General features: G+C 69.4%; 22 protein-coding genes and 3 pseudogenes. 16 read left to right on the top strand and 9 right to left on the bottom strand.

Going from position 1 to position 20,071, the window contains the following annotated elements; all coding sequences use genetic code 11:
- Positions 1–505 precede the first annotated feature (505 nt).
- The 6 genes from ABT186_RS41540 to ABT186_RS41515 form a co-directional block, all read right to left on the bottom strand.
- Positions 506–1,795, bottom strand: coding sequence for a citrate synthase (locus tag ABT186_RS41540; protein WP_351236096.1), 1,290 nt, complete (start codon positions 1,793–1,795; stop codon positions 506–508).
- A 276-nt stretch (positions 1,796–2,071) separates the two neighbouring features.
- Positions 2,072–4,348 (bottom strand): SF1B family DNA helicase RecD2, encoded by a 2,277-nt coding sequence (recD2, locus tag ABT186_RS41535; protein WP_351929532.1) that lies wholly within the window; start codon positions 4,346–4,348, stop codon positions 2,072–2,074.
- 184 nt (positions 4,349–4,532) lie between these two features.
- Complete coding sequence (locus tag ABT186_RS41530) at positions 4,533–4,655, bottom strand: hypothetical protein (protein ID WP_351929530.1); 123 nt, start codon at positions 4,653–4,655, stop codon at positions 4,533–4,535.
- Positions 4,652–5,056 carry a DUF6507 family protein gene (locus ABT186_RS41525; protein WP_502973490.1) on the bottom strand — a complete coding sequence of 135 codons (405 nt, stop codon included), beginning with the start codon at positions 5,054–5,056 and terminating at the stop codon, positions 4,652–4,654. Before ABT186_RS41525 ends, ABT186_RS41530 begins: the two co-directional genes overlap by 4 nt.
- Positions 5,057–5,086: 30 nt before the next feature.
- Positions 5,087–5,401, bottom strand: coding sequence for a pore-forming ESAT-6 family protein (locus ABT186_RS41520; RefSeq protein WP_351929526.1), 315 nt, complete (start codon positions 5,399–5,401; stop codon positions 5,087–5,089).
- A 65-nt stretch (positions 5,402–5,466) separates the two neighbouring features.
- Positions 5,467–5,793, bottom strand: a complete 327-nt coding sequence (locus ABT186_RS41515) for a hypothetical protein (RefSeq protein ID WP_351929524.1) — start codon at positions 5,791–5,793, stop codon at positions 5,467–5,469.
- Positions 5,794–5,987: 194 nt separating this feature from the next.
- Here ABT186_RS41515 and ABT186_RS41510 point away from each other — a divergent pair, with 194 nt between their 5' ends.
- From ABT186_RS41510 to ABT186_RS41445, 14 genes and pseudogenes are all read left to right on the top strand, one after another.
- A complete protein-coding gene (locus tag ABT186_RS41510) occupies positions 5,988–6,131 on the top strand; it encodes a hypothetical protein (protein ID WP_351235353.1) in 144 nt (47 codons plus the stop codon).
- A gap of 193 nt (positions 6,132–6,324) precedes the next feature.
- Positions 6,325–7,546 (top strand): annotated as a pseudogene (locus ABT186_RS41505) (RNA-guided endonuclease InsQ/TnpB family protein).
- 127 nt (positions 7,547–7,673) lie between these two features.
- Positions 7,674–8,573: a ribokinase gene (locus ABT186_RS41500; protein ID WP_351929520.1), complete on the top strand. Its 900-nt coding sequence runs from the start codon at positions 7,674–7,676 to the stop codon at positions 8,571–8,573.
- Between the two features lie 16 nt (positions 8,574–8,589).
- A pseudogene (locus ABT186_RS41495) lies at positions 8,590–8,872 on the top strand (RbsD/FucU domain-containing protein); the annotation flags it as partial.
- A 305-nt stretch (positions 8,873–9,177) separates the two neighbouring features.
- Positions 9,178–9,549 (top strand): gas vesicle protein GvpO, encoded by a 372-nt coding sequence (gene gvpO, locus ABT186_RS41490; protein WP_351929540.1) that lies wholly within the window; start codon positions 9,178–9,180, stop codon positions 9,547–9,549.
- Between the two features lie 41 nt (positions 9,550–9,590).
- Positions 9,591–10,037: a gas vesicle structural protein GvpA gene (locus tag ABT186_RS41485; RefSeq protein ID WP_351235347.1), complete on the top strand. Its 447-nt coding sequence runs from the start codon at positions 9,591–9,593 to the stop codon at positions 10,035–10,037.
- Between the two features lie 8 nt (positions 10,038–10,045).
- Positions 10,046–10,759, top strand: a complete 714-nt coding sequence (locus ABT186_RS41480) for a GvpL/GvpF family gas vesicle protein (RefSeq protein WP_351235323.1) — start codon at positions 10,046–10,048, stop codon at positions 10,757–10,759.
- Positions 10,760–10,799: 40 nt separating this feature from the next.
- The gene (locus ABT186_RS41475) at positions 10,800–11,063 is read left to right on the top strand and encodes a gas vesicle protein GvpG (protein WP_351235325.1); all 264 of its coding nucleotides are present in this window, start codon (positions 10,800–10,802) and stop codon (positions 11,061–11,063) included.
- 28 nt (positions 11,064–11,091) lie between these two features.
- Positions 11,092–11,676 carry an ABC transporter substrate-binding protein gene (locus ABT186_RS41470; RefSeq protein ID WP_351235327.1) on the top strand — a complete coding sequence of 195 codons (585 nt, stop codon included), beginning with the start codon at positions 11,092–11,094 and terminating at the stop codon, positions 11,674–11,676.
- Entirely contained in the window at positions 11,669–12,769 is a 1,101-nt protein-coding gene (locus ABT186_RS41465) for an SRPBCC family protein (RefSeq protein ID WP_351929518.1), read from the top strand. The genes ABT186_RS41470 and ABT186_RS41465 overlap by 8 nt, the downstream gene beginning before the upstream one ends.
- An 89-nt stretch (positions 12,770–12,858) precedes the next feature.
- A complete protein-coding gene (locus ABT186_RS41460) occupies positions 12,859–13,311 on the top strand; it encodes a gas vesicle protein (protein ID WP_351929516.1) in 453 nt (150 codons plus the stop codon).
- Between the two features lie 5 nt (positions 13,312–13,316).
- Complete coding sequence (locus ABT186_RS41455; protein WP_351929514.1) at positions 13,317–14,129, top strand: GvpL/GvpF family gas vesicle protein; 813 nt, start codon at positions 13,317–13,319, stop codon at positions 14,127–14,129.
- Positions 14,126–14,392 (top strand): gas vesicle protein, encoded by a 267-nt coding sequence (locus tag ABT186_RS41450; RefSeq protein WP_351929512.1) that lies wholly within the window; start codon positions 14,126–14,128, stop codon positions 14,390–14,392. The genes ABT186_RS41455 and ABT186_RS41450 overlap by 4 nt, the downstream gene beginning before the upstream one ends.
- The gene (locus tag ABT186_RS41445; protein ID WP_351235336.1) at positions 14,376–14,780 is read left to right on the top strand and encodes a gas vesicle protein K; all 405 of its coding nucleotides are present in this window, start codon (positions 14,376–14,378) and stop codon (positions 14,778–14,780) included. The genes ABT186_RS41450 and ABT186_RS41445 overlap by 17 nt, the downstream gene beginning before the upstream one ends.
- Before the next feature lie 244 nt (positions 14,781–15,024).
- Here ABT186_RS41445 and ABT186_RS41440 read toward each other — a convergent pair whose 3' ends face one another.
- From ABT186_RS41440 to ABT186_RS41430, 3 genes are read right to left on the bottom strand one after another with little or no spacing between them, the layout of a single operon-like run.
- On the bottom strand, positions 15,025–15,861 hold the full coding sequence (locus ABT186_RS41440; RefSeq protein ID WP_351929510.1) for a sugar phosphate isomerase/epimerase family protein: 837 nt from the start codon (positions 15,859–15,861) through the stop codon (positions 15,025–15,027).
- Entirely contained in the window at positions 15,858–17,009 is a 1,152-nt protein-coding gene (locus ABT186_RS41435; protein ID WP_351235340.1) for a dihydrodipicolinate synthase family protein, read from the bottom strand. The genes ABT186_RS41440 and ABT186_RS41435 overlap by 4 nt, the downstream gene beginning before the upstream one ends.
- On the bottom strand, positions 17,006–18,130 hold the full coding sequence (locus tag ABT186_RS41430) for a Gfo/Idh/MocA family protein (RefSeq protein ID WP_351235349.1): 1,125 nt from the start codon (positions 18,128–18,130) through the stop codon (positions 17,006–17,008). Before ABT186_RS41430 ends, ABT186_RS41435 begins: the two co-directional genes overlap by 4 nt.
- Before the next feature lie 410 nt (positions 18,131–18,540).
- On the opposite strand from ABT186_RS41430, the gene ABT186_RS41425 reads away from it, so the two are divergent.
- Together ABT186_RS41425 and ABT186_RS41420 are read left to right on the top strand one after the other, a co-directional pair.
- On the top strand, positions 18,541–19,581 hold the full coding sequence (locus ABT186_RS41425; protein ID WP_351929538.1) for a LacI family DNA-binding transcriptional regulator: 1,041 nt from the start codon (positions 18,541–18,543) through the stop codon (positions 19,579–19,581).
- Positions 19,582–19,854: 273 nt separating this feature from the next.
- Positions 19,855–19,956 (top strand): annotated as a pseudogene (locus ABT186_RS41420) (GNAT family N-acetyltransferase); the annotation flags it as partial.
- Positions 19,957–20,071: the final 115 nt, after the last annotated feature.

Below are 20,071 nucleotides of genomic sequence, written 5' to 3'. Positions count from 1 at the left end.
CAGTGATGTGAACGTAACCAACGGAAGGGTTCGTGAGTCTAAGTTGGCGATGTCAGAAGCGTCTTGGGGGGCGTGACTGACATCTGGGGATGTCTTGGGGGACGTTCCCAGGAAACTGCGTTGCCGGGGCACGTACACCGGGGAGCTTTGAGCGGCCCTCCCGTTCGTACGCGTCCCGGCAGACCGCACGGCGGTCGCACGCAGGATTTTGCTCGTTTTGCTCGCAGCGATTCAGGCGCTGTCCCGCAGACGCCCGGCCGGATCCCGTGGGGGGAATCCGCACCGGGACTGGGAAGGCGCCCTGCGCGTCGGCCCGTGGGGGGACCGGCGTCTCAGGGCGCCTTCCGTTTTTGTACAAGGCTTTGTCTGTACGAGGCTTTGTCTGTACGAGGCTTTGTCTGTACAAGGCTTTGTCTGTACAAGGCTTTGTCTGTACGAGGCATTGCACGACACGCGGGGGCGTACGCCGCTCTACGACGGCGTACGCCTCACATACATGCGCCGCTCAGCGCTCCTCGACCGGAATGAAGTCGCGCTGGACCACACCGGTGTAGATCTGGCGCGGGCGGCCGATACGGGAGCCCGGCTCCTTGATCATCTCGTGCCACTGGGCGATCCAGCCCGGCAGACGGCCGAGGGCGAACAGGACCGTGAACATCTCGGTCGGGAAGCCCATCGCGCGGTAGATCAGGCCGGTGTAGAAGTCGACGTTCGGGTAGAGGTTGCGCGAGACGAAGTAGTCGTCGGAGAGCGCGTGCTCCTCCAGCTTCAGCGCGATGTCCAGCAGCTCGTCGGACTTGCCGAGCGCGGAGAGGACGTCGTGCGCGGCAGCCTTGATGATCTTGGCGCGCGGGTCGAAGCTCTTGTAGACCCGGTGGCCGAAGCCCATCAGACGGACGCCGTCCTCCTTGTTCTTCACCTTGGTGATGAACGAGTCGACGTCGCTGCCGTTTGCCTGGATGCCCTCGAGCATCTCCAGCACGGACTGGTTGGCGCCGCCGTGCAGCGGGCCCCACAGCGCGTTGATGCCGGCCGAGATCGAGGCGAACATGTTGGCCTGCGACGAGCCCACCAGGCGAACCGTGGAGGTCGAACAGTTCTGCTCGTGGTCCGCGTGCAGGATCAGCAGCTTGTCGAGCGCGGAGACGACGACCGGGTCCAGATCGTACTCCTGCGCGGGGACCGAGAAGGTCATGCGGAGGAAGTTCTCCACGTAACCGAGGTCGTTGCGCGGGTAGACGAAGGGGTGGCCGATCGACTTCTTGTAGGCGTACGCGGCGATCGTCGGAAGCTTGGCGAGCAGCCGGATGGTGGAGAGGTTGCGCTGCTTCTCGTCGAAGGGGTTGTGGCTGTCCTGGTAGAAGGTGGACAGCGCGGAGACCACCGAGGACAGCATCGCCATCGGGTGCGCGTCGCGCGGGAAGCCCTTGTAGAAGTTCTTGACGTCCTCGTGCAGCAGCGTGTGCTGTGTGATGTCGTTCTTGAAGCTGGAGAGCTCGTCGACGGTCGGCAGCTCGCCGTTGATCAGCAGGTAGGCGACCTCCAGGAAGGTGGAGCGCTCGGCCAGCTGCTCGATCGGGTAGCCGCGGTACCGGAGAATGCCCTGCTCACCGTCGAGATAGGTGATGGCGGATTTGTAGGCAGCGGTGTTCCCGTATCCGCTGTCCAGGGTGACCAGTCCCGTCTGGGCGCGGAGCTTCCCGATGTCGAAGCCCTTGTCACCGACGGTGCTGTCGACCACCGGGTAGGTGTACTCGCCGCCGTCGTACCGCAGTACTACAGAGTTGTCGCTCACGTCTTCCCTCACCGACGTAGTGCCTCATCTTCGAGGTGCCCTGACTGTCTCTACCATCCCCCATTTGGCGCAGGAGAGTGCACTCGGGGTCGACCATTGGGCTCATCGGCGGCACTGAGTGCCGTCAACCTGCTCATCCTGCCCCCCTTCGCCCTGGTTCTGGAAGTGGTCTGTGACCTTCGCGACTCATTTGATCGATCATTTTTTGCGGACGGCCGGGCGGAGGGGCCTCGCACGCCCTTCACGGGGGTCGGCCGGGTCGTCCGAGGGGCCGGCTCAGCCGTCGAGAGGCCTGGGTGACAGCCGGAAGTCCAACGCCGTGCAGCGTCGGCCCGCCGACACCGTGCGCACCGCCTGCCCGATCGCCTTGCGTGAACCGACGAGAACGACCAGCTTCTTGGCGCGGGTGACCGCCGTGTAGAGCAGATTCCGCTGGAGCATCATCCAGGCACCGGTGGTCACCGGGATGACCACGGCCGGATACTCGCTGCCCTGCGAGCGGTGGATGGTCACCGCGTACGCGTGCGCCAGTTCGTCCAGCTCGTCGAATTCGTACGGAACCTCCTCGTCCTCGTCCGTCAGCACCGTGAGGCGCTGGTCGACCGGGTCGAGCGAGGTGACCACGCCCACGGTGCCGTTGAAGACACCATTCTTCCCTTTCTCGTAATTGTTGCGAATCTGGGTGACCTTGTCGCCGACACGGAAGACGCGGCCGCCGAACCGCTTCTCCGGGAGGTCGGGGCGGCCAGGGGTGATCGCCTGCTGGAGCAGGCCGTTGAGGGTGCCCGCGCCTGCTGGTCCCCGGTGCATGGGCGCGAGCACCTGCACATCCCGGCGCGGATCGAGGCCGAACCTGGCCGGGACGCGCCGCGCCGCCACGTCCACCGTGAGCCGGCCGGCCTCCTCGGTGTCGTCCTCGACAAAGAGGAAGAAGTCCTTCAGGCCGTCGGTGAGCGGATGCTGTCCGGAGTTGATGCGATGCGCGTTGGTGACGACGCCGGACTGCTGGGCCTGGCGGAAGACGCGGGTGAGACGGACGGCCGGGATCGGGCTGCCGTCCGCCAGCAGGTCCCGCAGGACCTCCCCGGCGCCGACGCTGGGCAGCTGGTCCACGTCGCCGACGAAAAGGAGGTGGGCGCCCGGCGGCACGGCCTTCACCAGCTTGTTGGCGAGCAGCAGGTCGAGCATGGACGCCTCGTCGACGACGACCAGGTCGGCGTCGAGCGGACGGTCCATGTCGTACGCCGCATCGCCGCCGGGCTTCAGCTCCAGCAGCCGGTGCACGGTGGAGGCCTCGGCTCCGGTCAGCTCTGACAGGCGCTTGGCGGCCCGCCCGGTGGGCGCGGCGAGCACGACCTTGGCCCCCTTGGCCCGGGCGAGCTCGACGACGGACCGTACGGTGAAGGACTTGCCGCAGCCCGGCCCGCCGGTCAGCACCGCCACCCTCTCGGTCAGCGCCAGCCGTACGGCCTGCTCCTGCTCGGGCGCGAGGTCGGCGCCCGTACGCCCCTTGAGCCAGCTCAGCGCCTTGTCCCAGGCCACGTCCCGGAAGGCGGGCATCCGGTCTTCGTCCGTCCGCAGGAGCCGCAGCAACTGGGCGGAGAGGGAGAGTTCGGCGCGGTGGAACGGGACGAGGTAGACGGCAGTGACGGGGTCTCCGCCATCGGGTGCGGGTACCTTCTCCCGTACGACACCGGGGTCCGAGTCGTCCTCCGGAGGCGCCGCCAGCTCGGCCAGGCACTCGATGACGAGCCCGGTGTCGACCTGCAGGAGCTTGACCGCGTCCGCGATGAGCCGTTCCTGGGGGAGGTAGCAGTGGCCCTGGTCGGCGGACTGCGACAGGGCGTACTGGAGACCGGCCTTGACGCGCTCCGGGCTGTCGTGCGGGATGCCGACGGACTGGGCGATCCGGTCGGCGGTGAGGAAGCCGATGCCCCAGACGTCGGCGGCGAGGCGGTAGGGCTGGTTCTTGACGACGGAGATGGAGGCGTCGCCGTACTTCTTGTAGATGCGCACGGCGATGGACGTGGAGACCTGGACGGTCTGCAGAAAGAGCATGACCTCCTTGATCGCCTTCTGCTCCTCCCAGGCCTCGGCGATCTTCTTGGTCCGCTTCGGGCCGAGACCGGGGACTTCGATCAGCCGCTTCGGCTCCTCCTCGATGATCTGGAGGGTGTCGAGACCGAAGTGCTGGGTGATGCGGTCGGCGAAGACGGGCCCGATGCCCTTGACGAGGCCGGAGCCTAGGTAGCGGCGGATGCCCTGGACGGTGGCCGGGAGGACGGTCGTGTAGTTCTCGACGGTGAACTGCCTGCCGTACTGGGGATGGGAGCCCCAGCGCCCCTCCATCCTGAGCGACTCCCCCACCTGGGCGCCGAGGAGCGCGCCGACGACGGTGAGCAGATCACCGGCGCCGCGGCCGGTGTCGACCCGGGCGACCGTGTATCCGTTCTCCTCGTTGGCGTACGTGATCCGCTCGAGCACACCCTCGAGCACGGCCAGGCGCCGCTCCCCGGCACCTGCCTGCCCTGCCCGACTCGCTTCCTGCGTCATGATCCGACGCTACCGCCGGGGGCTGACAGGCGGGGCGAGTGGTGGGGACGGACGGCGAGGGAGGGAAGTCAGTCGCCGTCTCCAGATCCTTGGCGAAATCGTCCGCCCGGTTCGCGACCTTCTTTGTCGTCCCGAACAACTGGTCCGCCTCGGGAGCTTTGTAATACGCCCGCAGGCCCTGGAACTACGTATGAACATCCCGGCCCGTGGAGCGGATGTGCGAGGCGTCCGCCTTCAGATCCCCGTAGTCCTTCTCCAACTGCTCCAGATTGCCCGTGAACTCCGGAATCTGCCCAGGATCGATCACTGCGTGCCCACCCCCGGCAGATCCACCCGCGGATCCGCCAGCGCAGCATGCTGCGCCCGCGCCGCCATCTCCTCATCCCCGTGCAGATACGCCGTCGTCGCATCCACCGCACCCTGCAACGACTTACCCGCCCGCGCCACGATGAACTTCACATCCGTCGTCGCATGCTCGGCATACTGCGACAAGGCCAGAGCCACCAGACCACCCTGCGGCTTCTCACCCTTGCCCCCACCACCCCCGCCGCCCGAACCCTCCGCGGAAATGGTGCCCGCACTGGTCGCCGCCGACGTCAGATGCTTCCCGAACGCATTCGCCTGCTCCTCGATATCCCGCGCCGTGTCACCCGTCGTCTTCAACACATGCTGAATGCCCTGCGGCTTCAGATCCCAGCCCGACACCACGCACCCCCGTAGCTACGAAATCGCCCCGCGTCAGCCGATGTTGTCGACCGCCGCCTTCGCCTTCGCGATCGTCGACTGCGCCGTCCCGTCGTTCTGCTCCAGCGTCGTCTTCAACAGCCGGATGATGTTCTTGACCTCATGCGACGCACGATTCCACCGCATCTCCTTGCCGTGGTACTCGTCCGCGACCCCGTCAGCCGTGAAGTCCGCCATCACCGCCTTCACCTGACCGTCCCGCGCCGCAATAACCTCCTCCAGACGCGCAATCACCGCCTGGATGTTGCCCTGCGCGTCCGACGACGCACCCACGTCATACGACCGGCGATCCGCACCCGAACCCGCCATCACCCATCAACTCCCCGTGAGAACCTGAAAAGAAGACCACTACCGACCCACACCCGAGCACCAGCTCAGCGGAACCGCGCCCCGTCGAAGTTCGCCGCACCCATCTGACGCCGCGCGTTGTCACCCTGCTCCTGATCACCCGAGCTGAACGCCGAGTCCATCCCCGACTGACCACCCAGAATCGCCCGCAACGAAGAATTCAGCTCGTTCGCAATCCCATCGGCCCGCGCCTTGAAATGATCGAACGCCACCCGCCCCGCACCGTTGAACTTCCCCTCCAACGGCTGCGCCGCCTGCACCAACTGACGGATCAACGTCCCCAGATCATCACTCGACCCACGCGAACCCTTGACCAACGTCGACAGGGTCTGCGCCCCCATGTCGAACTTCATCTTGCCTCCCTCTGTGGCGAGTTGAGGTCACTGAACGATTCAGCACTCTCCATGTTCACTGCCGCCCGTCACACTCGCAACCACCTCGCGTCACAGCCCTGCTACAGGGAAGGACCCGTTCCTCCCTCCGCAGAGACCACCCCCTTCAGTCGCCTCCGACATGCGGCCACCCATCCGAGCAGATCAAGTCGGACGTGCGGGCGGCCGACGGCCTGGCCGCGGTCAAGGCAGGCACGCTGCACGCCTCGGTGGCGCGGCAGCCGTCCCAGCTGGGCAGGACCGCTGCGGACAACGCACTGCGGGCCGCCCAGGGCAAGAAGGTCGAGGAGACGGTGTAGCGGGGCGGGAGAGGCCGGATCGCCGCCGGGTGATCCGGTGTCTGCCCGGGGGAGCGGGGAGGGCGGCCTCCAGGAGGTGGAGGATCGCGGAGTTGAGGGACCGCCGGTCCGCGGCAGCTTGGGCGGTCACCTGTTCGTGCAGGTCTGCCCAGAGTCCGGAGTGAGAAAGGAATCGTGACGCTACGTTGGCGGCATGTTGACGCCAAGTGAAGCCGACGGGGCCGAGCGCGCCCGGCACACCGTACCGGCTTCGCGTGTCGTCGGCCGCCCGTGGGGCGCTGCTGGCGGAATGGGACCGGTGCCGGTGGATCTGGAACGAGTGCGTTGCCAAGTCCAAGGCAACCCACCTGCACAACAGGACCACGGGCGAGAAGCGGACCTGTGGGCCGGCGCAGCTCGACAGGATGCTGACCGAGGCGCGGGAGGGTGCGCCGTGGCTGCGCGAGGGCTCCAGGGTTGCGCAGCAGCAGCTGATCCGGGACTTCGGCAAGTCCCGCGCCAAGGCGCAGAAGGACACCCGGGAACGCCTGCCTCAGCGGCAGCGGGCCGGCATGCCGAAGTGGAAGAAGAAGCGCGAAGCCTTGCCGACGCTGAACCACACCCGGCGCGGGTTCCGGCTGAAGGACGATCGCCTGCACCTGGCGGGCGGGATCGTGCTGACGGTGGTGTGGTCGCGCAACCTGCCCGCCGAACCCTCCTCGGTGCGCGTGTACCAGGACAGCGTCGGGCACTGGTACTGCTCGTTCGTGGTCCCTACCGAGGTGCGGCCGCTGCCGGAGACCGGCCGGGTGCTCGGCGTGGACTGGGGCGTGAAGGAGACCGCGACCACCACCTCCGACGCCCATGACCTCCCGCACGCCCAGCACGGCCGCAAGGCCCAGGCCAAGCTGACCCGGTACGACCGGATGATGGCCCGCCGCAGACCGAAGAAGGGGCAGGCCGCCTCGAAGGGCTACCGCGAGGCGAAGAAGTGGCGGGCGAAGACCTACGCGAAGATCGCCCGGCAGCGGCAGGACACCGGCCGCAAGTGGGCCAAGAAGGTCGTGACCGACCACGACGCCATCGCCGTCGAGGACTTCAAGCCGAAGTTCCTCGCCAGGACCACCATGGCCCGCAAGGCCGCCGACGCCGCGATCGGCGCCACGAAGAAGGCCCTCACCGAGATGGGCCGCAAGCACGGGCGGGACATCCGTCTCGTGCATCCCGCGCACACCACCATGGACTGCGCATCGTGCGGAGCGAGAACCAAGCACGCACTGCCGCTGTCCGAGCGCACATACACCTGCACCGCGTGCGGAGCCGTCTCCCCCAGAGACAAGAACTCCGCAAGCGTGATGCTCGTCCGGGCAGGTCTGAACCCGGCTGGTGTCGAGGGCGTAAGACCTCCGGGAGCGCTGCTCCCGGGGGCAGCCTGAGCCAGGAATCCCCACTCAGCCCTGAAGGAAGGAATCCCCTTCCTTCAGGGACGGGAGCAGTCAATGCTGTAAAGATCCATGGGGCTGGGGCCGTGGGGGTCCGTGGAGATCCGTTGGGAGACAGTTCATGTACGACTACGACCTCCTGGTCGTGGGATCGGCCAACGCCGACCTGGTGATCGGGGTCGAGCGACGGCCCGCGGCGGGGGAGACCGTGCTCGGCTCCGACCTGGTCGTCCATCCGGGCGGCAAGGGCGCGAACCAGGCGGTCGCCGCGGCGCGCCTCGGTGCCCGTACGGCGCTGCTGGCCCGGGTCGGCGACGACGCGCACGGCCGGCTGCTGCTTCGGTCGCAGAGCGAGGCCGGCGTCGACACCGTGGGGGTTCTGGTCGGCGGGGCACCCACCGGGGTCGCGCTGATCACGGTGGATCCGTCGGGGGACAACAGCATCGTGGTCTCGCCGGGAGCGAATGCCCGCCTCGTACCGGAGGACGTACGCGCTGCCGGCAGCCTGCTGAACGCCTCCCGTGTGGTCTCGGCGCAGCTGGAGATCCCGCTGGAGACGGTCGTGGAGGTCGTACGGAACCTGCCGTCCGGCACCCGTTTCGTACTGAACCCGTCACCGCCGCGACCGCTGCCCCCGGAGGTGCTGGCGGCCTGCGACCCGCTGATCGTCAACGAGCACGAGGCGCGGGTGATCGCGGGCGGTGAGCTGGGCGGTTCACCGGAGGACTGGGCGCGCGCAGTGCTGGCCCTCGGCCCCCGCTCGGTCGTGGTGACGCTGGGTGCGGAGGGCGCGCTGGTGGCGACCGGCGACTCCATGGCCCGGGTCCCGTCGGTGAAGGTGGACGCGGTGGACACGACGGGTGCGGGTGACGCGTTCACCGCGGCGCTGGCCTGGCGGCTGGGCACGGGCTCGTCGTTGCCGGATGCGGCGGCGTACGCGGCCCGGGTGGGCGCGGCGGCCGTCACGCGCTCCGGAGCGCAGGAGTCGTTCCCCACTGCCGAGGAGGTCGCCGCGCTATGAGGGACGTCGCCGCGCTATGAAGAAGGCCGGAATTCTGGACCGCCATCTCGCGGCGCGCCGAGCCGGGGCGCGGCGGCGGCGTCCTGGTGTGTGATGCGGGCATGCCGATCCCGGCAGGCCCATAGGTGGTGGACCTGGCGTTCCGCGCCGGGGTGCCGTCCTTCGCCGAGGTCCTCGACGGTCTGCTGGACGGACTGGTGGTGGAGGGCGCCACGGCGGCGTACGAGGTCCGGGACGCGAACCCGGAGGCCTCCGCGCTGCTGGACACCCGCTTCCCGGACCTGGAGCTGATCCCGCACGGGAACCACCGGCTTACGCACGGCAGCTGACAAAGCCGCCCGCATATTTCGAGGGGCCCGGTCCGAGACCGGGCCCCTCGGCTTTCCCCTCCGTATCAGAACCCCCGCGATCCCCCCAGATCCCCCTCCAGAAGTTCTGATGCCTTCTACGACATCCGGGGCGCGCGAAGGGTTGCACGGCCAGATCGTGAAATTTTGTCCGTAATGTCGGTTTGGTCATGAAACGCGGGTACCCGAAGTGAACGGTCTGTCATTGGCGTTGGCTGAAGAGCAGGCCGGGGAAAGAAAGAGCAAGAAGGTGAACGATCACGAGCGACCGTGAGCGGGAAAAGGCGCGTCCATCGCCGCGGAAGGCGCCCTCGGAGCGGGAGCGGAATGCTCCCCCGGAGCGGGAGTCTCAGGCTCTCACGGAGCGGGTGCCGGCGGTCGAGGCCATGCGGAGCGCGGCCGGGCAGCTCGCCGAGCTGCTCGGGCGGGTACCTCAGTCCGTTTCCGCTCTCAGACCGACCGATGACGGCTGGGAGGCCGAGGTCGAGGTCGTGGAGCTCGAGCGCGTCCCTGACACGAGCAGCGTGATGGCGAGCTACAAGGTCGTTCTGGACCCCGTGGGCCGGTTGATGGCGTACGAGCGCGTACGCCGCTACACCCGCGCGCAGGTCGACAGAGAGGGCCGTTGAGGGCGGCTCCCCTTTCGGATTGAGGGGAAGAGATCGTGACTGTGGTGCCGCAGGGCGGTGGTGGCGCCTTGGCCGGGCCCGCCGGTGGCTCGGGAAACCTTTATGACGTGCTGGAACTCCTCCTCGACCGGGGTCTGGTCATCGACGTGTTCGCACGGGTGTCCCTTGTGGGCATCGAAATCCTGAAGGTCGACGCACGCGTGGTCGTGGCCAGTGTCGATACGTATCTGCGCTTCGCCGAGGCCTGCAACCGGCTGGATCTGGAGACGGGCCGCAAGGCGCCCGCAACGCTGCCGGACATCGTGCAGAGCATCGAGGAGGGTGGCGCCAAAGGCAAGAGCAAAGGGGCGCTGACCGGCGCGGTCGAGGCGTTCACCGAATCGCTCCAGAAGGGGCGCGGGGACGAGAGCGACCGCAGGCGCGAGAGGGAGCACGACCACGTCGAACGCGGCTCGAGCCGCCGTTCCTCGAGGGACCGGGAGGAGTGAGCGAGCCGATGTCCGTGTATGTGTATGCGATCACCAAGGACTCGCACCCGCTGGACCTGGACGGCCTCAAGGGCGTGGGCGAGTCGCCGGCCGAACTGCGCGCGGTGTGCAGCGGCTCACTGTGCGCCGTCGTCAGCGACTCCCCGGAGGACCTCTCGGTGGCACGCCGGGACCTGGAGGCTCATCACGAGGTGCAGGAGCACCTGTGGGGCGACGGCACCATTCTGCCGTTGAGCTTTGGGTTCGTCGCTCCGGACGAGGCCGACGTACGCGCCGTGCTGGACGCGAGAGCCGAGGAGTTCTCGCAGCGCCTCGACGAGCTCACAGGGCGGGCGGAGTTCAACGTCAAGGGCGTCGAGAGCGAGGACGCGGCGCTGCGCGCCATCCTCGAGGAGAACGAACAGGCCCGCGCGCTGAACGAGGCGACCCGCAACGGCGGCGGGACTCAGGCGGAGCGGCTGGCGCTTGGCCAGCTCGTGGCCCAGGAGCTGCAGAGCAGACAGGAGGCGCTCGCCGCCGACGTCCTCGCCGTGCTGCGGCCCTTCGCGCTGCTGGAGAGGCTCGCCGAACCGTCCCAGCAGTACTTCGTGAACGTGTCCTTCCTGCTCGACGGCGAGCGGTCCGAGGAGTTCGTCCGGGCCGCCCAGGAGCTGGCCGGGCGCTACGGGGAGGACATCGAGCTCCGGGTACGGGGGCCGCTGCCGCCGTACAGCTTTACCTGACCCTTTCGGCTGACCCGTCCGGACGGCACGAGGAGGCGGTGTGGGACTGATCACCGGGATCCTGACCCTGCCGTTCGCCCCTGCACGAGGAGTGGGCTGGGTGATCGACAAGGTCGTCCGCGCCGCCGAGCAAGAGTTCTACAACCCCGCTGCCGTGCAGGAAGAGCTCGTGAAGCTGGAGCGGGCGCGGGCCGAAGGCCGCGTCGACGACGAGGAGTTCGCACGGCGCGAGGACGCACTGCTGCACCGCTTGGAGGAGATCAGGGCCTATCAGCTGCGGCGCGGCGGACAGAGCGGGCTGTGAGGCGTGAGCGAGGAAAGAAGACGGAACCATGAACAACGCCAAGATCGGTGCGGCTGTCCTCGCCGGCTATGTGCTGGGCCGGACGAAGAAGGCCAAGCTCGCCCTGAGCCTGGGCGCGATGCTGGCCGGATCGAAGATCAAGCCCGGCCAGGTCGCCAGGGTTCTCCAGGAGTCCCCCTTCCTCAACACCATCAGCGAGGAAGTGCGCACCGAACTGACGGACGCGGGCAAGGCCGCGGCGACCACCGTGCTGTCGGCGAAGGCCGAGAACCTGGCCGACGCCATCCACAAGCGCACCGAGGGACTGCACGAGAGGGCGCACCCGGACGGCGAGCGGCACCGGGGCGAAGCGGAGGGGGAAACGGAGCGGGAGGAAGAGCGCGAGGACGAAGAAGAAGACGAAGAGCGCGAGGGCCAGGCGCGTGGGGACGAGGGGCGCCGGAGCGAGACGCGGCGCACCGAGGGGCGCGCGAAGCGGGCGCAGCACCGCGGGTCGGATCAGGAGGGTGAGTCGCGCAGGAAGAGGACGGCGGCCAGGAAGACGGCCGCCCAGGGCCGTACGAAGAGCGGCTCCGCACGATCCGCACGATCGAGGAGGCCGGACGATGGCTGAGGGGACCCTCACCAAGGTCGGCGAGCAGGTACGGCAGAACCCCGTCGCGAACCGGCTGAAGGACGAGCTGGAGGACTATCTGGAGGCCAGGCTCCAGTTGGTGCTGGAGGGCGTGGGCGAGCGGCTGAGCGAGGGTGCGAGCCGACTGGCCGAGGCGCGCGTCGGCCCGGGTCTGTTGAGCAGTGTTGCCCTCAAGGCCGGCAAGAAGCTCCTCGAACGCGCGCCGTCGGGCGAGGTGCTGGGCTCGCTCGCCTCCCAGGCGAAGGAGGCGCTGACGGGCGCGGCGCAGGGACGGCGCGAGAAGCGCCCCAGCGCCACCGCCAAGGGCCTGATGATCGTCGAGGAAGTGAACGTGGGCGTTCCCGTTCGCGAGGCGTACGACCAGTGGACGCAGTTCACGGAGTTCGACCGGTTCACCAAGGGCGTCCAGAACGTCGAACAGGACGACGAGATCTCGTCCCGCTGGCAGGTGAGGATCGCCAAGGTCCGCCGCCACTGGCGGGGCATCGTCACGGAGCAGGTGCCCGACGAGCGGATCGCCTGGACCTCCGAGGGGCCCAAGGGCACCACCAAGGGCGTCGTCAGCTTCCACCCCCTCGGGGAGAACCTCACCAAGGTGCTGCTCGTCCTGCAGTACTTCCCCAAGGGCGTCGTCGAGAGGGTCGGGACCCTTTGGCGTGCCCAGGGCCGCCGCGTCCGGCTCGATCTGAAGCTCTACCGCGCGTTCATCATGGCGCGCGGGGAGGCCACCGGCGCCTGGCGTGGCGAGATCCGCGACGGCGAGGTGGTCCGCGGTCCGGAGGAGGAGGCCGAGGAGGACCGCGAGGAGCGGTCGCAGGCCCGGGACGAGGACGAGCGCTACCCGGAGGACGAGGAGGAGGAAGAAGAAGGCGAGGAGGAGCCCGGGGAGCGCTACGAGGACGAGGACGAAGAGGAAGAGGACGAGGACGAGGAAGAGGAACCCGAGGAACGCTACGCCGAGGACGAACAGGAGGGGGACGAGGAGGGGGACGAGGAGGAAGAAGAGGACGAGTCCGAGTACGCACCCGAGGAACCCGACAAGGCCCTCGCGGGGCGTCGGCGCCGCGGATAGTTCCGAGTGGTTCCGGGCGCTGAGGTGCGCGAACCCGCCGGTTTCCGCCGCCGACGCCAAGTGCTCAGGGAAACGAGGACGAGTGTGACGTGACCGAGTCCCAGCCCGCCGTCCCCACGCCGTCGCGGAGCCTCTACCCGTACGGTCAGGGGTCTGGTGCGAACCTGGCCGACATTCTTGAACGCGTGCTCGACAAGGGCATCGTCATCGTCGGTGACATCAAGATCAATCTGCTCGACATCGAGCTGCTCACCATCAAGCTGCGCCTCCTGGTGGCGTCCGTCGACAAGGCCAAGGAGATCGGTATCGACTGGTGGGAGCGCGACCCCGCGCTGTCCTCCCGCGCCGACGGCCGACGCAGCCTCCGGGAGCAGAACGAGCGGCTGCGCGCCGAGGTCGAGGATCTGCGCAGACAGCTCGCCCAGTCGCCGCCGCACGAGCTTTCCGGCAGCGGGTCCGGCGGCCGCGGCCGTTCCCGCGACGACGCCCGGCAGGACCGTGGCGAACGCCGCAAAGTCGAGGACGACGAGGACCGGAGCTGAGGACGGTGGACGAGCAGCTGTGCTACGCGTACGCCGTGATGGGATCGTCCGCCGCGCCGCAGCGGACGGCGCTCGCGGGTGTCCGGGGTGTGGCGGACGCCCCCGTCGTCCTGGTCCCCTCGGGCGCCGTGACCGCGGCGGTCAGTCCGGTGCCCCGGGACGAGTTCTCGGAGGCCGCGCTGAAGGTACGCCTGGAGGACCTGCTCTGGCTGGAGGCGACGGCCCGGGCGCACCATCTGGTCATCGAGACCCTGGCCGTGCACACCACGGTCCTCCCGCTGCGGCTGGCCACCGTGTACCTCGACGAGGACCGGGTCCGGGACATGCTCCGCGAGCGGGGGCCGGCCTTCACCGCGCTGCTGGACCGGTTCGCGGACCATGTGGAATGGGGCGTGAAGGTGTACGCCGAGGTACCGCCCGCCTCCCCGCCCGCCCCGGCCGCCGAGGGCCCGGCCGACGAGGCCAACCCAGGGCGCGCGTATCTGCGCAGCCGCAGGCACCAGCGGCAGGAGCGCGAGGACGCATGGCGGCTCGCCGAGGAGGCCGTCCGGCGGACGGAGGAGCAGGCCCGGGGACTGGCGGTGGAACGCACCCGGCACCGACCGCAGCAGGGAGGTCTGGCCCAGGTGCCCGGCGAGAACGTCACCAATGACGCCTATCTGGTCCCCCGCGGGCTGGCCGAGGAGTTCCGCGGCCGGATGCTGCATGCCGCGGACGGCCTTCCCGGGGTCCGCGTGGACGTCACCGGCCCCTGGGCGCCGTACTCCTTCACCGCGCCCCTCGGACCCGACGCGCAGGAGGGGGCCGGGCAGCGGTGAGCAAGTACGACACGTACGACGACCGCCCTGTCGGTCAGCCGCAGGTGGCGCTGATCGACCTGCTGGACCGGCTGCTGAGCGGCGGTGCGGTGATCACCGGCGATCTCGTTCTGTCCATCGCCGACATCGATCTCGTGAGGATCTCGCTGCGCACGGTGGTGGTCGCCATCCGCGAGCAGCTGGACGAGCAGTGGGCGACGTTCATTCCGCCGGGGCGGGCGGCGCTCACCGGACCCGGCGGTCACGGTGACGAGCCCGGCTGACCGCGCGGCCGCCGATCGTCTGCGGGAGGTGGCCGAGGCCGCGGACCGGGCGTTCTCGCTGCTGCCCGCCCGGCCGGACGAGGTCTCCCCGCCGTCCCCCGGCCGAGGCCACCGCGCCGCGCACCGGCTGCGTGCCGACCCGGACACGGTGGAACGGGACCTCGTCAAACTGGTCCTGACCATCGTCGAGTTGCTCCGCCAGTTGATGGAGCGACAGGCCCTGCACCGCGTCGACGAGGGCGGTCTGACGGAGGAGCAGGAGGAACGGCTCGGGCTGACCCTGATGCTCCTGCACGACCGGATGGCTCAACTGTGCGACCGCTACGGCCTCACCCTGGCCGACCTCAACCTCGACCTCGGGCCGCTGGGTCCGCTGCTTCCGCCGTGAGAACGGCCCGGGCCCGCGAGGGCGGACCGTAACGCCGGGGCGGATCGAGCCGCCACCCCGACCCGAGCCGCCACCCCGACCCGAGCCGCCACCCCGACCCGAGCCGCCACCCCCGACCCGATCCGCCACACCCAGCCGCCCGATCCGCCACACCCAGCCGCCCGATCCGCCACACCCAGCCGCCCGATCCGCCACACCCAGCCGCCCGATCCGCCACGCCCGGCCGCCCGATCCGCCCACCAGGTCAGCGGATCACATGCTCCACGAACCGTTCCACCGTCTCCGCGAGGACCTCCCGGCCGTCCCGCGCCCACAGCCCCTCGTTGAACAGCTCCACCTCGATGGGCCCGGTGTAGCCCGCGGCCGTCACGTACCCCTTCCACTCCCGCATGTCGATCGACCCGTCGCCGATCTGGCCGCGGCCGTTGAGGACGCCCTCCGGCAGCGGGGTGGTCCAGTCGGCGAGCTGGAAGGTGTGGATGCGGCCGCCGGCGCCCGCACGGGCGATCTGCTCGGGGGCCGTGTCGTCCCACCAGATGTGGTACGTGTCGACCGTGACGCCCACCTGCTCCGCCGGGAAGCGCTCGGCCAGGTCCAGCGCCTGGGCGAGGGTCGAGACCACACAGCGGTCCGAGGCGTACATGGGGTGCAGGGGCTCGATGGCCAGCCGCACACCCCCGTCGGCCGCGTACGGGCCCAGCTCCCCCAGCGCGTCCGCGATGCGCTCGCGCGCGCCGCGCAGATCCTTGGAGCCGGCCGGCAGGCCGCCCGACACCAGCACCAGCGTGTCGGTGCCCAGGGTCGCCGCCTCGTCGACCGCCCGGCGGTTGTCGTCGAGGGCCCGCGCCCGCTCGTCCGGGTCGATCGCCGTGAAGAAGCCGCCGCGGCACAGCGTCGTCACCGTCAGCCCCGCGTCGCCGACCAGCTTGGCCGTCGCCTCCACGCCGTAGGACTGCACCGGTTCACGCCACAGGCCCACGCCGCGCACGCCCAACTCCAGGCAGCCGTCGACCAGTTCCGGCAGCGACAGCTGCTTCACCGTCATCTGGTTGATGGAGAAACGCTCCGGTGCCGCGCTCATCGTTCAGCTCCGTACAGGGACAGCAGCGTCTTCATCCGCGCCTCGGCCAGCTCCGGGTCCGGGAACAGGCCGAGGCCGTCGGCGAGTTCGTAGGCCTTCACGAAGTGCGGCAGGGAGCGCGCCGACTGCAGGCCGCCCACCATCGTGAAGTGCTCCTGGTGGCCCGCGAGCCAAGCCAGGAAGACCACACCCGTCTTGTAGAAGCGGGTCGGTGCCTGGAACAGATGGCGCGACAGCTCCACCGTGGGGTCGAGGAGCTCACGGAAACCCTTCACATCGCCCGTGTCCAGGACCCGTACCGCCTGAGCCGCGAGCGGACCCAGCGGGTCGAAGATGCCCAGCAGCGCGTGGCTGAAGCCCTGTTCGTCGCCCGCGATCAGCTCGGGGTAGTTGAAGTCGTCACCCGTGTAGCAGCGCACGCTCCGCGGGAGGCGGCGGCGCAGGTCGATCTCCCGTTGCGCGTCGAGCAGCGAGATCTTCACCCCGTCCACCTTGTCCGGGTGCGCGGCGATGACATCCAGGAACACGTCCGTGGCCGCGTCCAGGTCGCTCGAACCCCAGTAGCCCTCAAGGGCCGGGTCGAACATCGGGCCGAGCCAGTGCAGGATCACCGGGTCGGCGGCCTGGCGCAGGAGGTGGCCGTAGATCTCCAGGTAGTCCTCGGGCCCCCCGGCCGTGGCGGCAAGGGCGCGCGACGCCATGAGGATCGCCTGCGCGCCCGCCTCCTCGACGACGGCGAGCTGTTCCTCGTACGCCTTGCGGATCTCCTCCAGGGAGCCGGAGGCCAGTTGGTCGGTGCCGACGCCGCAGGCGATACGCCCGCCGACGGCCTTCGCCTCGGCCGCCGACCGACGGATCAGCTCGGCCGCGCCCGCCCAGTCCAGCCCCATACCGCGCTGGGCGGTGTCCATGGCCTCCGCCACGCCCAGTCCGTGCGACCACAGATGGCGGCGGAAGGCGAGCGTCGCGTCCCAGTCGACGGCGGCGGGCGAGTCGGGGGACACATCCGCGTACGGGTCGGCGACGACATGCGCCGCCGAGAAGACCGTACGGGAGGTGAAGGGGGTGCCGGCGGAGAGGGCGAGGGGTTCGTGGCGCGGCTCGTACGCCCTGAACCGCCCGTTGGCGTCCGGGAGTTGGATGGTCACAGGGAGATCTCCGGTACGTCGATACGGCGGCCCTCGGCCGAGGACTTCAGGCCCAGTTCGGCGAGCTGGACACCGCGGGCGCCGGCCAGCAGGTCCCAGTGGTACGGGGCATCGGCGTACACATGCTTGAGGAACAGCTCCCACTGGGCCTTGAAGCCGTTGTCGAACTCGGCGTTGTCCGGTACCTCCTGCCACTGGTCGCGGAAGACCTCGGTGGCGGGGATGTCCGGGTTCCAGACCGGCTTCGGGGTCGCCGACCGGTGCTGCACCCGGCACTTGCGCAGCCCGGCGACGGCCGATCCCTCCGTACCGTCGACCTGGAACTCGACCAGCTCGTCGCGGTTGACGCGCACGGTCCAGGAGGAGTTGATCTGGGCGATCGCGCCGCCCTCCAGCTCGAAGATGCCGTAGGCGGCGTCGTCCGCCGTGGCGTCGTAGGGCTTGCCGTTCTCGTCCCAGCGCTGCGGGATGTGGGTGGTGGCGATCGCCTGGACGGACTGCACACGGCCGAACAGCTCGTGAAGAACGTATTCCCAGTGCGGGAACATGTCGACAACGATGCCACCGCCGTCCTCGGCGCGGTAGTTCCAGGAGGGCCGCTGGGCGGGCTGCCAGTCGCCCTCGAAGACCCAGTAGCCGAACTCGCCGCGGATGGACAGGATCCGGCCGAAGAAGCCGCCGTCGATGAGCCGCTTCAGCTTCAGCAGGCCGGGCAGGAAGATCTTGTCCTGGACGACGCCGTGCCTGATGCCCTTCTCGTGGGCGAGGCGGGCCAGTTCCAGGGCGCCGTCCAGACCGGTCGCCGTCGGCTTCTCCGTGTAGATGTGCTTGCCCGCCGCGATCGCCTTCTTGATCGACTCCTCGCGGGCCGAGGTGACCTGGGCGTCGAAGTAGATCTCGACGGCCGGGTCGGCGAGGACCGCGTCCAGGTCCGTCGACCAGTGGTCGAGCCCGTGCTGCTCGGCGAGCGCCTTCAGGGCGTGCTCGCGGCGGCCGACGAGGACCGGCTCGGGCCACAGCACCGTTCCGTCGCCCAGGGCGAGACCGCCCTGCTCGCGGATGGCCAGGATGGAGCGCACGAGGTGCTGGCGGTAGCCCATGCGTCCCGTCACGCCGTTCATGGCGATACGCACCGTCTTGCGTGTCGCGTCGTTCCCTTCGCCTGCCACGTCGTTCCCTTCGTACGCGTCCGGCGCCGCGTACGCCCACAGCGAGCGTGACAGCAAGCGCTTTCTATACCATGAGACGCTAGCCTCTGTGCGGCGGATCGGACAAGACCGCGTCGATGACAAGATGCACGTGTCCGTATACGAGGTGCATGAGTCCGCATAGATCGTCACACGTTGTGACACGGCGGATACGTGGGGCGCGAAGTTGGTCGGTCCGTCGAACAAGGAGAACCGCGGGCCTGTACACGGGTGTCTGGAGAGCTGTAGATGGATCTCTGTGGACGTGGGCGGACCTGCCCATGGGACTCTCTGCCCTGAGCACGACGAATGAGTACGACGAGACACGCGACCGGAGGACGACGATGACGGTGACCCTGGCGGACGTGGCGGCGCGCGCGCAGGTGTCGCCCGCCACCGTGTCGCGTGTGCTGAACGGGAACTATCCGGTGGCGGCCTCCACCCGGGAGCGGGTGCTGCGGGCGGTGGACGAACTGGACTACGTCCTCAACGGCCCGGCGAGCGCGCTCGCGGCAGCCACCTCCGACCTGGTCGGGATCCTCGTGAACGACATCGCCGACCCGTTCTTCGGGATCATGGCGAGCGCGATCCAGTCGGAGATCGGGGGCCCTGGCGGACGGGCCGGCGGCGAACGGCTCGCGGTGGTCTGCAACACGGGCGGCTCGCCGGAGCGGGAACTGACGTATCTGACGCTGCTCCAGCGGCAGCGGGCGGCGGCCGTGGTGCTGACAGGTGGCGCGGTGGAGAACGCCGCGCATGTGGAGGCGGTGGGCGCGAAACTGCGCAAGCTCGCGGCGGCGGGGACCCGTGTGGTCCTGTGCGGGCGGCCGCCCGCCCCCGAGGCGATCGCGCTGACCTTCGACAACCGCGGCGGCGGGCAGCGGCTCACCGAGCACCTGATCGGGCTCGGACACCGCCGGCTCGGGTACATCGCGGGCCCGGAGGAGCGCACGACGACACGACACCGGCTGGAGGGACACCGGGCGGCGCTGACGGCGGCAGGGATCGAGGACGACCCCCGGCTGACGGTCCACGGCGGCTACGACCGCCGCTCCGGCTACGAGGCGACGCTGGAACTGCTGCGCCGGGAGCCGTCGTTGACGGCGATCGTGGCGGCGAACGACACCGTGGCGCTGGGCGCGTGCGCGGCGCTGCGGGACTCGGGCCTGCGCATTCCCGAGGACGTCTCGGTGGCCGGCTTCGACGACCTTCCCTTCGCCGTCGACGCGGTACCGGCACTCACAACGGTCCGCCTGCCGCTCGCGGAGGCCGGCGCCCGGGCGGGCCGGATCGCGATGTCCCGCGAGGAACCGCCGCCGGGCGGGATCGCCACGGTGCGGGGGGAGTTGATGGTGCGGGGGTCCACCGGGGCGCCGCGGGCGTAGGGCACGCCGGGAACCGCCGACGCCAGGAGCCTGCCGCGCTCCTGCCACGTCACTCAGGGCTCAGCTCCGGACCTGGAGACCAGGGCGGGACGCGGCCGGGGTTCGATCTGCTGCCGCTTGACTGAGCGCAAACGCGCGTTGACGAGTGTGAGTGAGTACCGGTGCTGTCGGCGAGGGTGCACGGACGGGCTTCGGAATCGGGTGAACGGATGTTTGCCTGTCGAATGCGTGGCCTTTGAGGATGGGGCTCGTTGGGTCGGTGGCGGATCTTCGCTCGTCGAACGCGACGCGCGCGGCCTCGGCATCGGCGACCGGCTGGTCGGGGCGTGCGTCGACTTCGCGCGCGGCATCGGCTACTACCGGGAGATGGTCCTTTGACATCCTCCCCCTCTTAACCTCGATCTTGCGTGAGGGTCCGTCAGCTTGCTGACGGACCCTTTCGGCTCATTCGGGGGCGGTCATTTCTGCAGGTGGGCAGGCTGGTGGCCCG

Source organism: Streptomyces sp. NPDC001634, from assembly GCF_040298185.1.
In the GTDB taxonomy this organism is placed as follows: domain Bacteria; phylum Actinomycetota; class Actinomycetes; order Streptomycetales; family Streptomycetaceae; genus Streptomyces.
The sequence above is the reverse complement of the archived record's forward strand: the minus strand, read 5'-3'. Positions and strand labels throughout refer to the sequence as shown.

Bases quoted from the DNA above. Each gene is read 5' to 3' on its own strand.
- recD2 (WP_351929532.1), bottom strand. From the start codon at position 4,348: ATGACGCAGGAAGCGAGTCGGGCAGGGCAGGCAGGTGCCGGGGAGCGG.
- ABT186_RS41520 (WP_351929526.1), bottom strand. From the start codon at position 5,401: ATGGCGGGTTCGGGTGCGGATCGCCGGTCGTATGACGTGGGTGCGTCG.
- ABT186_RS41515 (WP_351929524.1), bottom strand. From the start codon at position 5,793: ATGAAGTTCGACATGGGGGCGCAGACCCTGTCGACGTTGGTCAAGGGT.
- ABT186_RS41500 (WP_351929520.1), top strand. From the start codon at position 7,674: ATGTACGACTACGACCTCCTGGTCGTGGGATCGGCCAACGCCGACCTG.
- ABT186_RS41480 (WP_351235323.1), top strand. From the start codon at position 10,046: ATGTCCGTGTATGTGTATGCGATCACCAAGGACTCGCACCCGCTGGAC.
- ABT186_RS41470 (WP_351235327.1), top strand. From the start codon at position 11,092: ATGAACAACGCCAAGATCGGTGCGGCTGTCCTCGCCGGCTATGTGCTG.
- ABT186_RS41465 (WP_351929518.1), top strand. From the start codon at position 11,669: ATGGCTGAGGGGACCCTCACCAAGGTCGGCGAGCAGGTACGGCAGAAC.
- ABT186_RS41440 (WP_351929510.1), bottom strand. From the start codon at position 15,861: ATGAGCGCGGCACCGGAGCGTTTCTCCATCAACCAGATGACGGTGAAG.
- ABT186_RS41430 (WP_351235349.1), bottom strand. From the start codon at position 18,130: ATGAACGGCGTGACGGGACGCATGGGCTACCGCCAGCACCTCGTGCGC.
- ABT186_RS41425 (WP_351929538.1), top strand. From the start codon at position 18,541: ATGACGGTGACCCTGGCGGACGTGGCGGCGCGCGCGCAGGTGTCGCCC.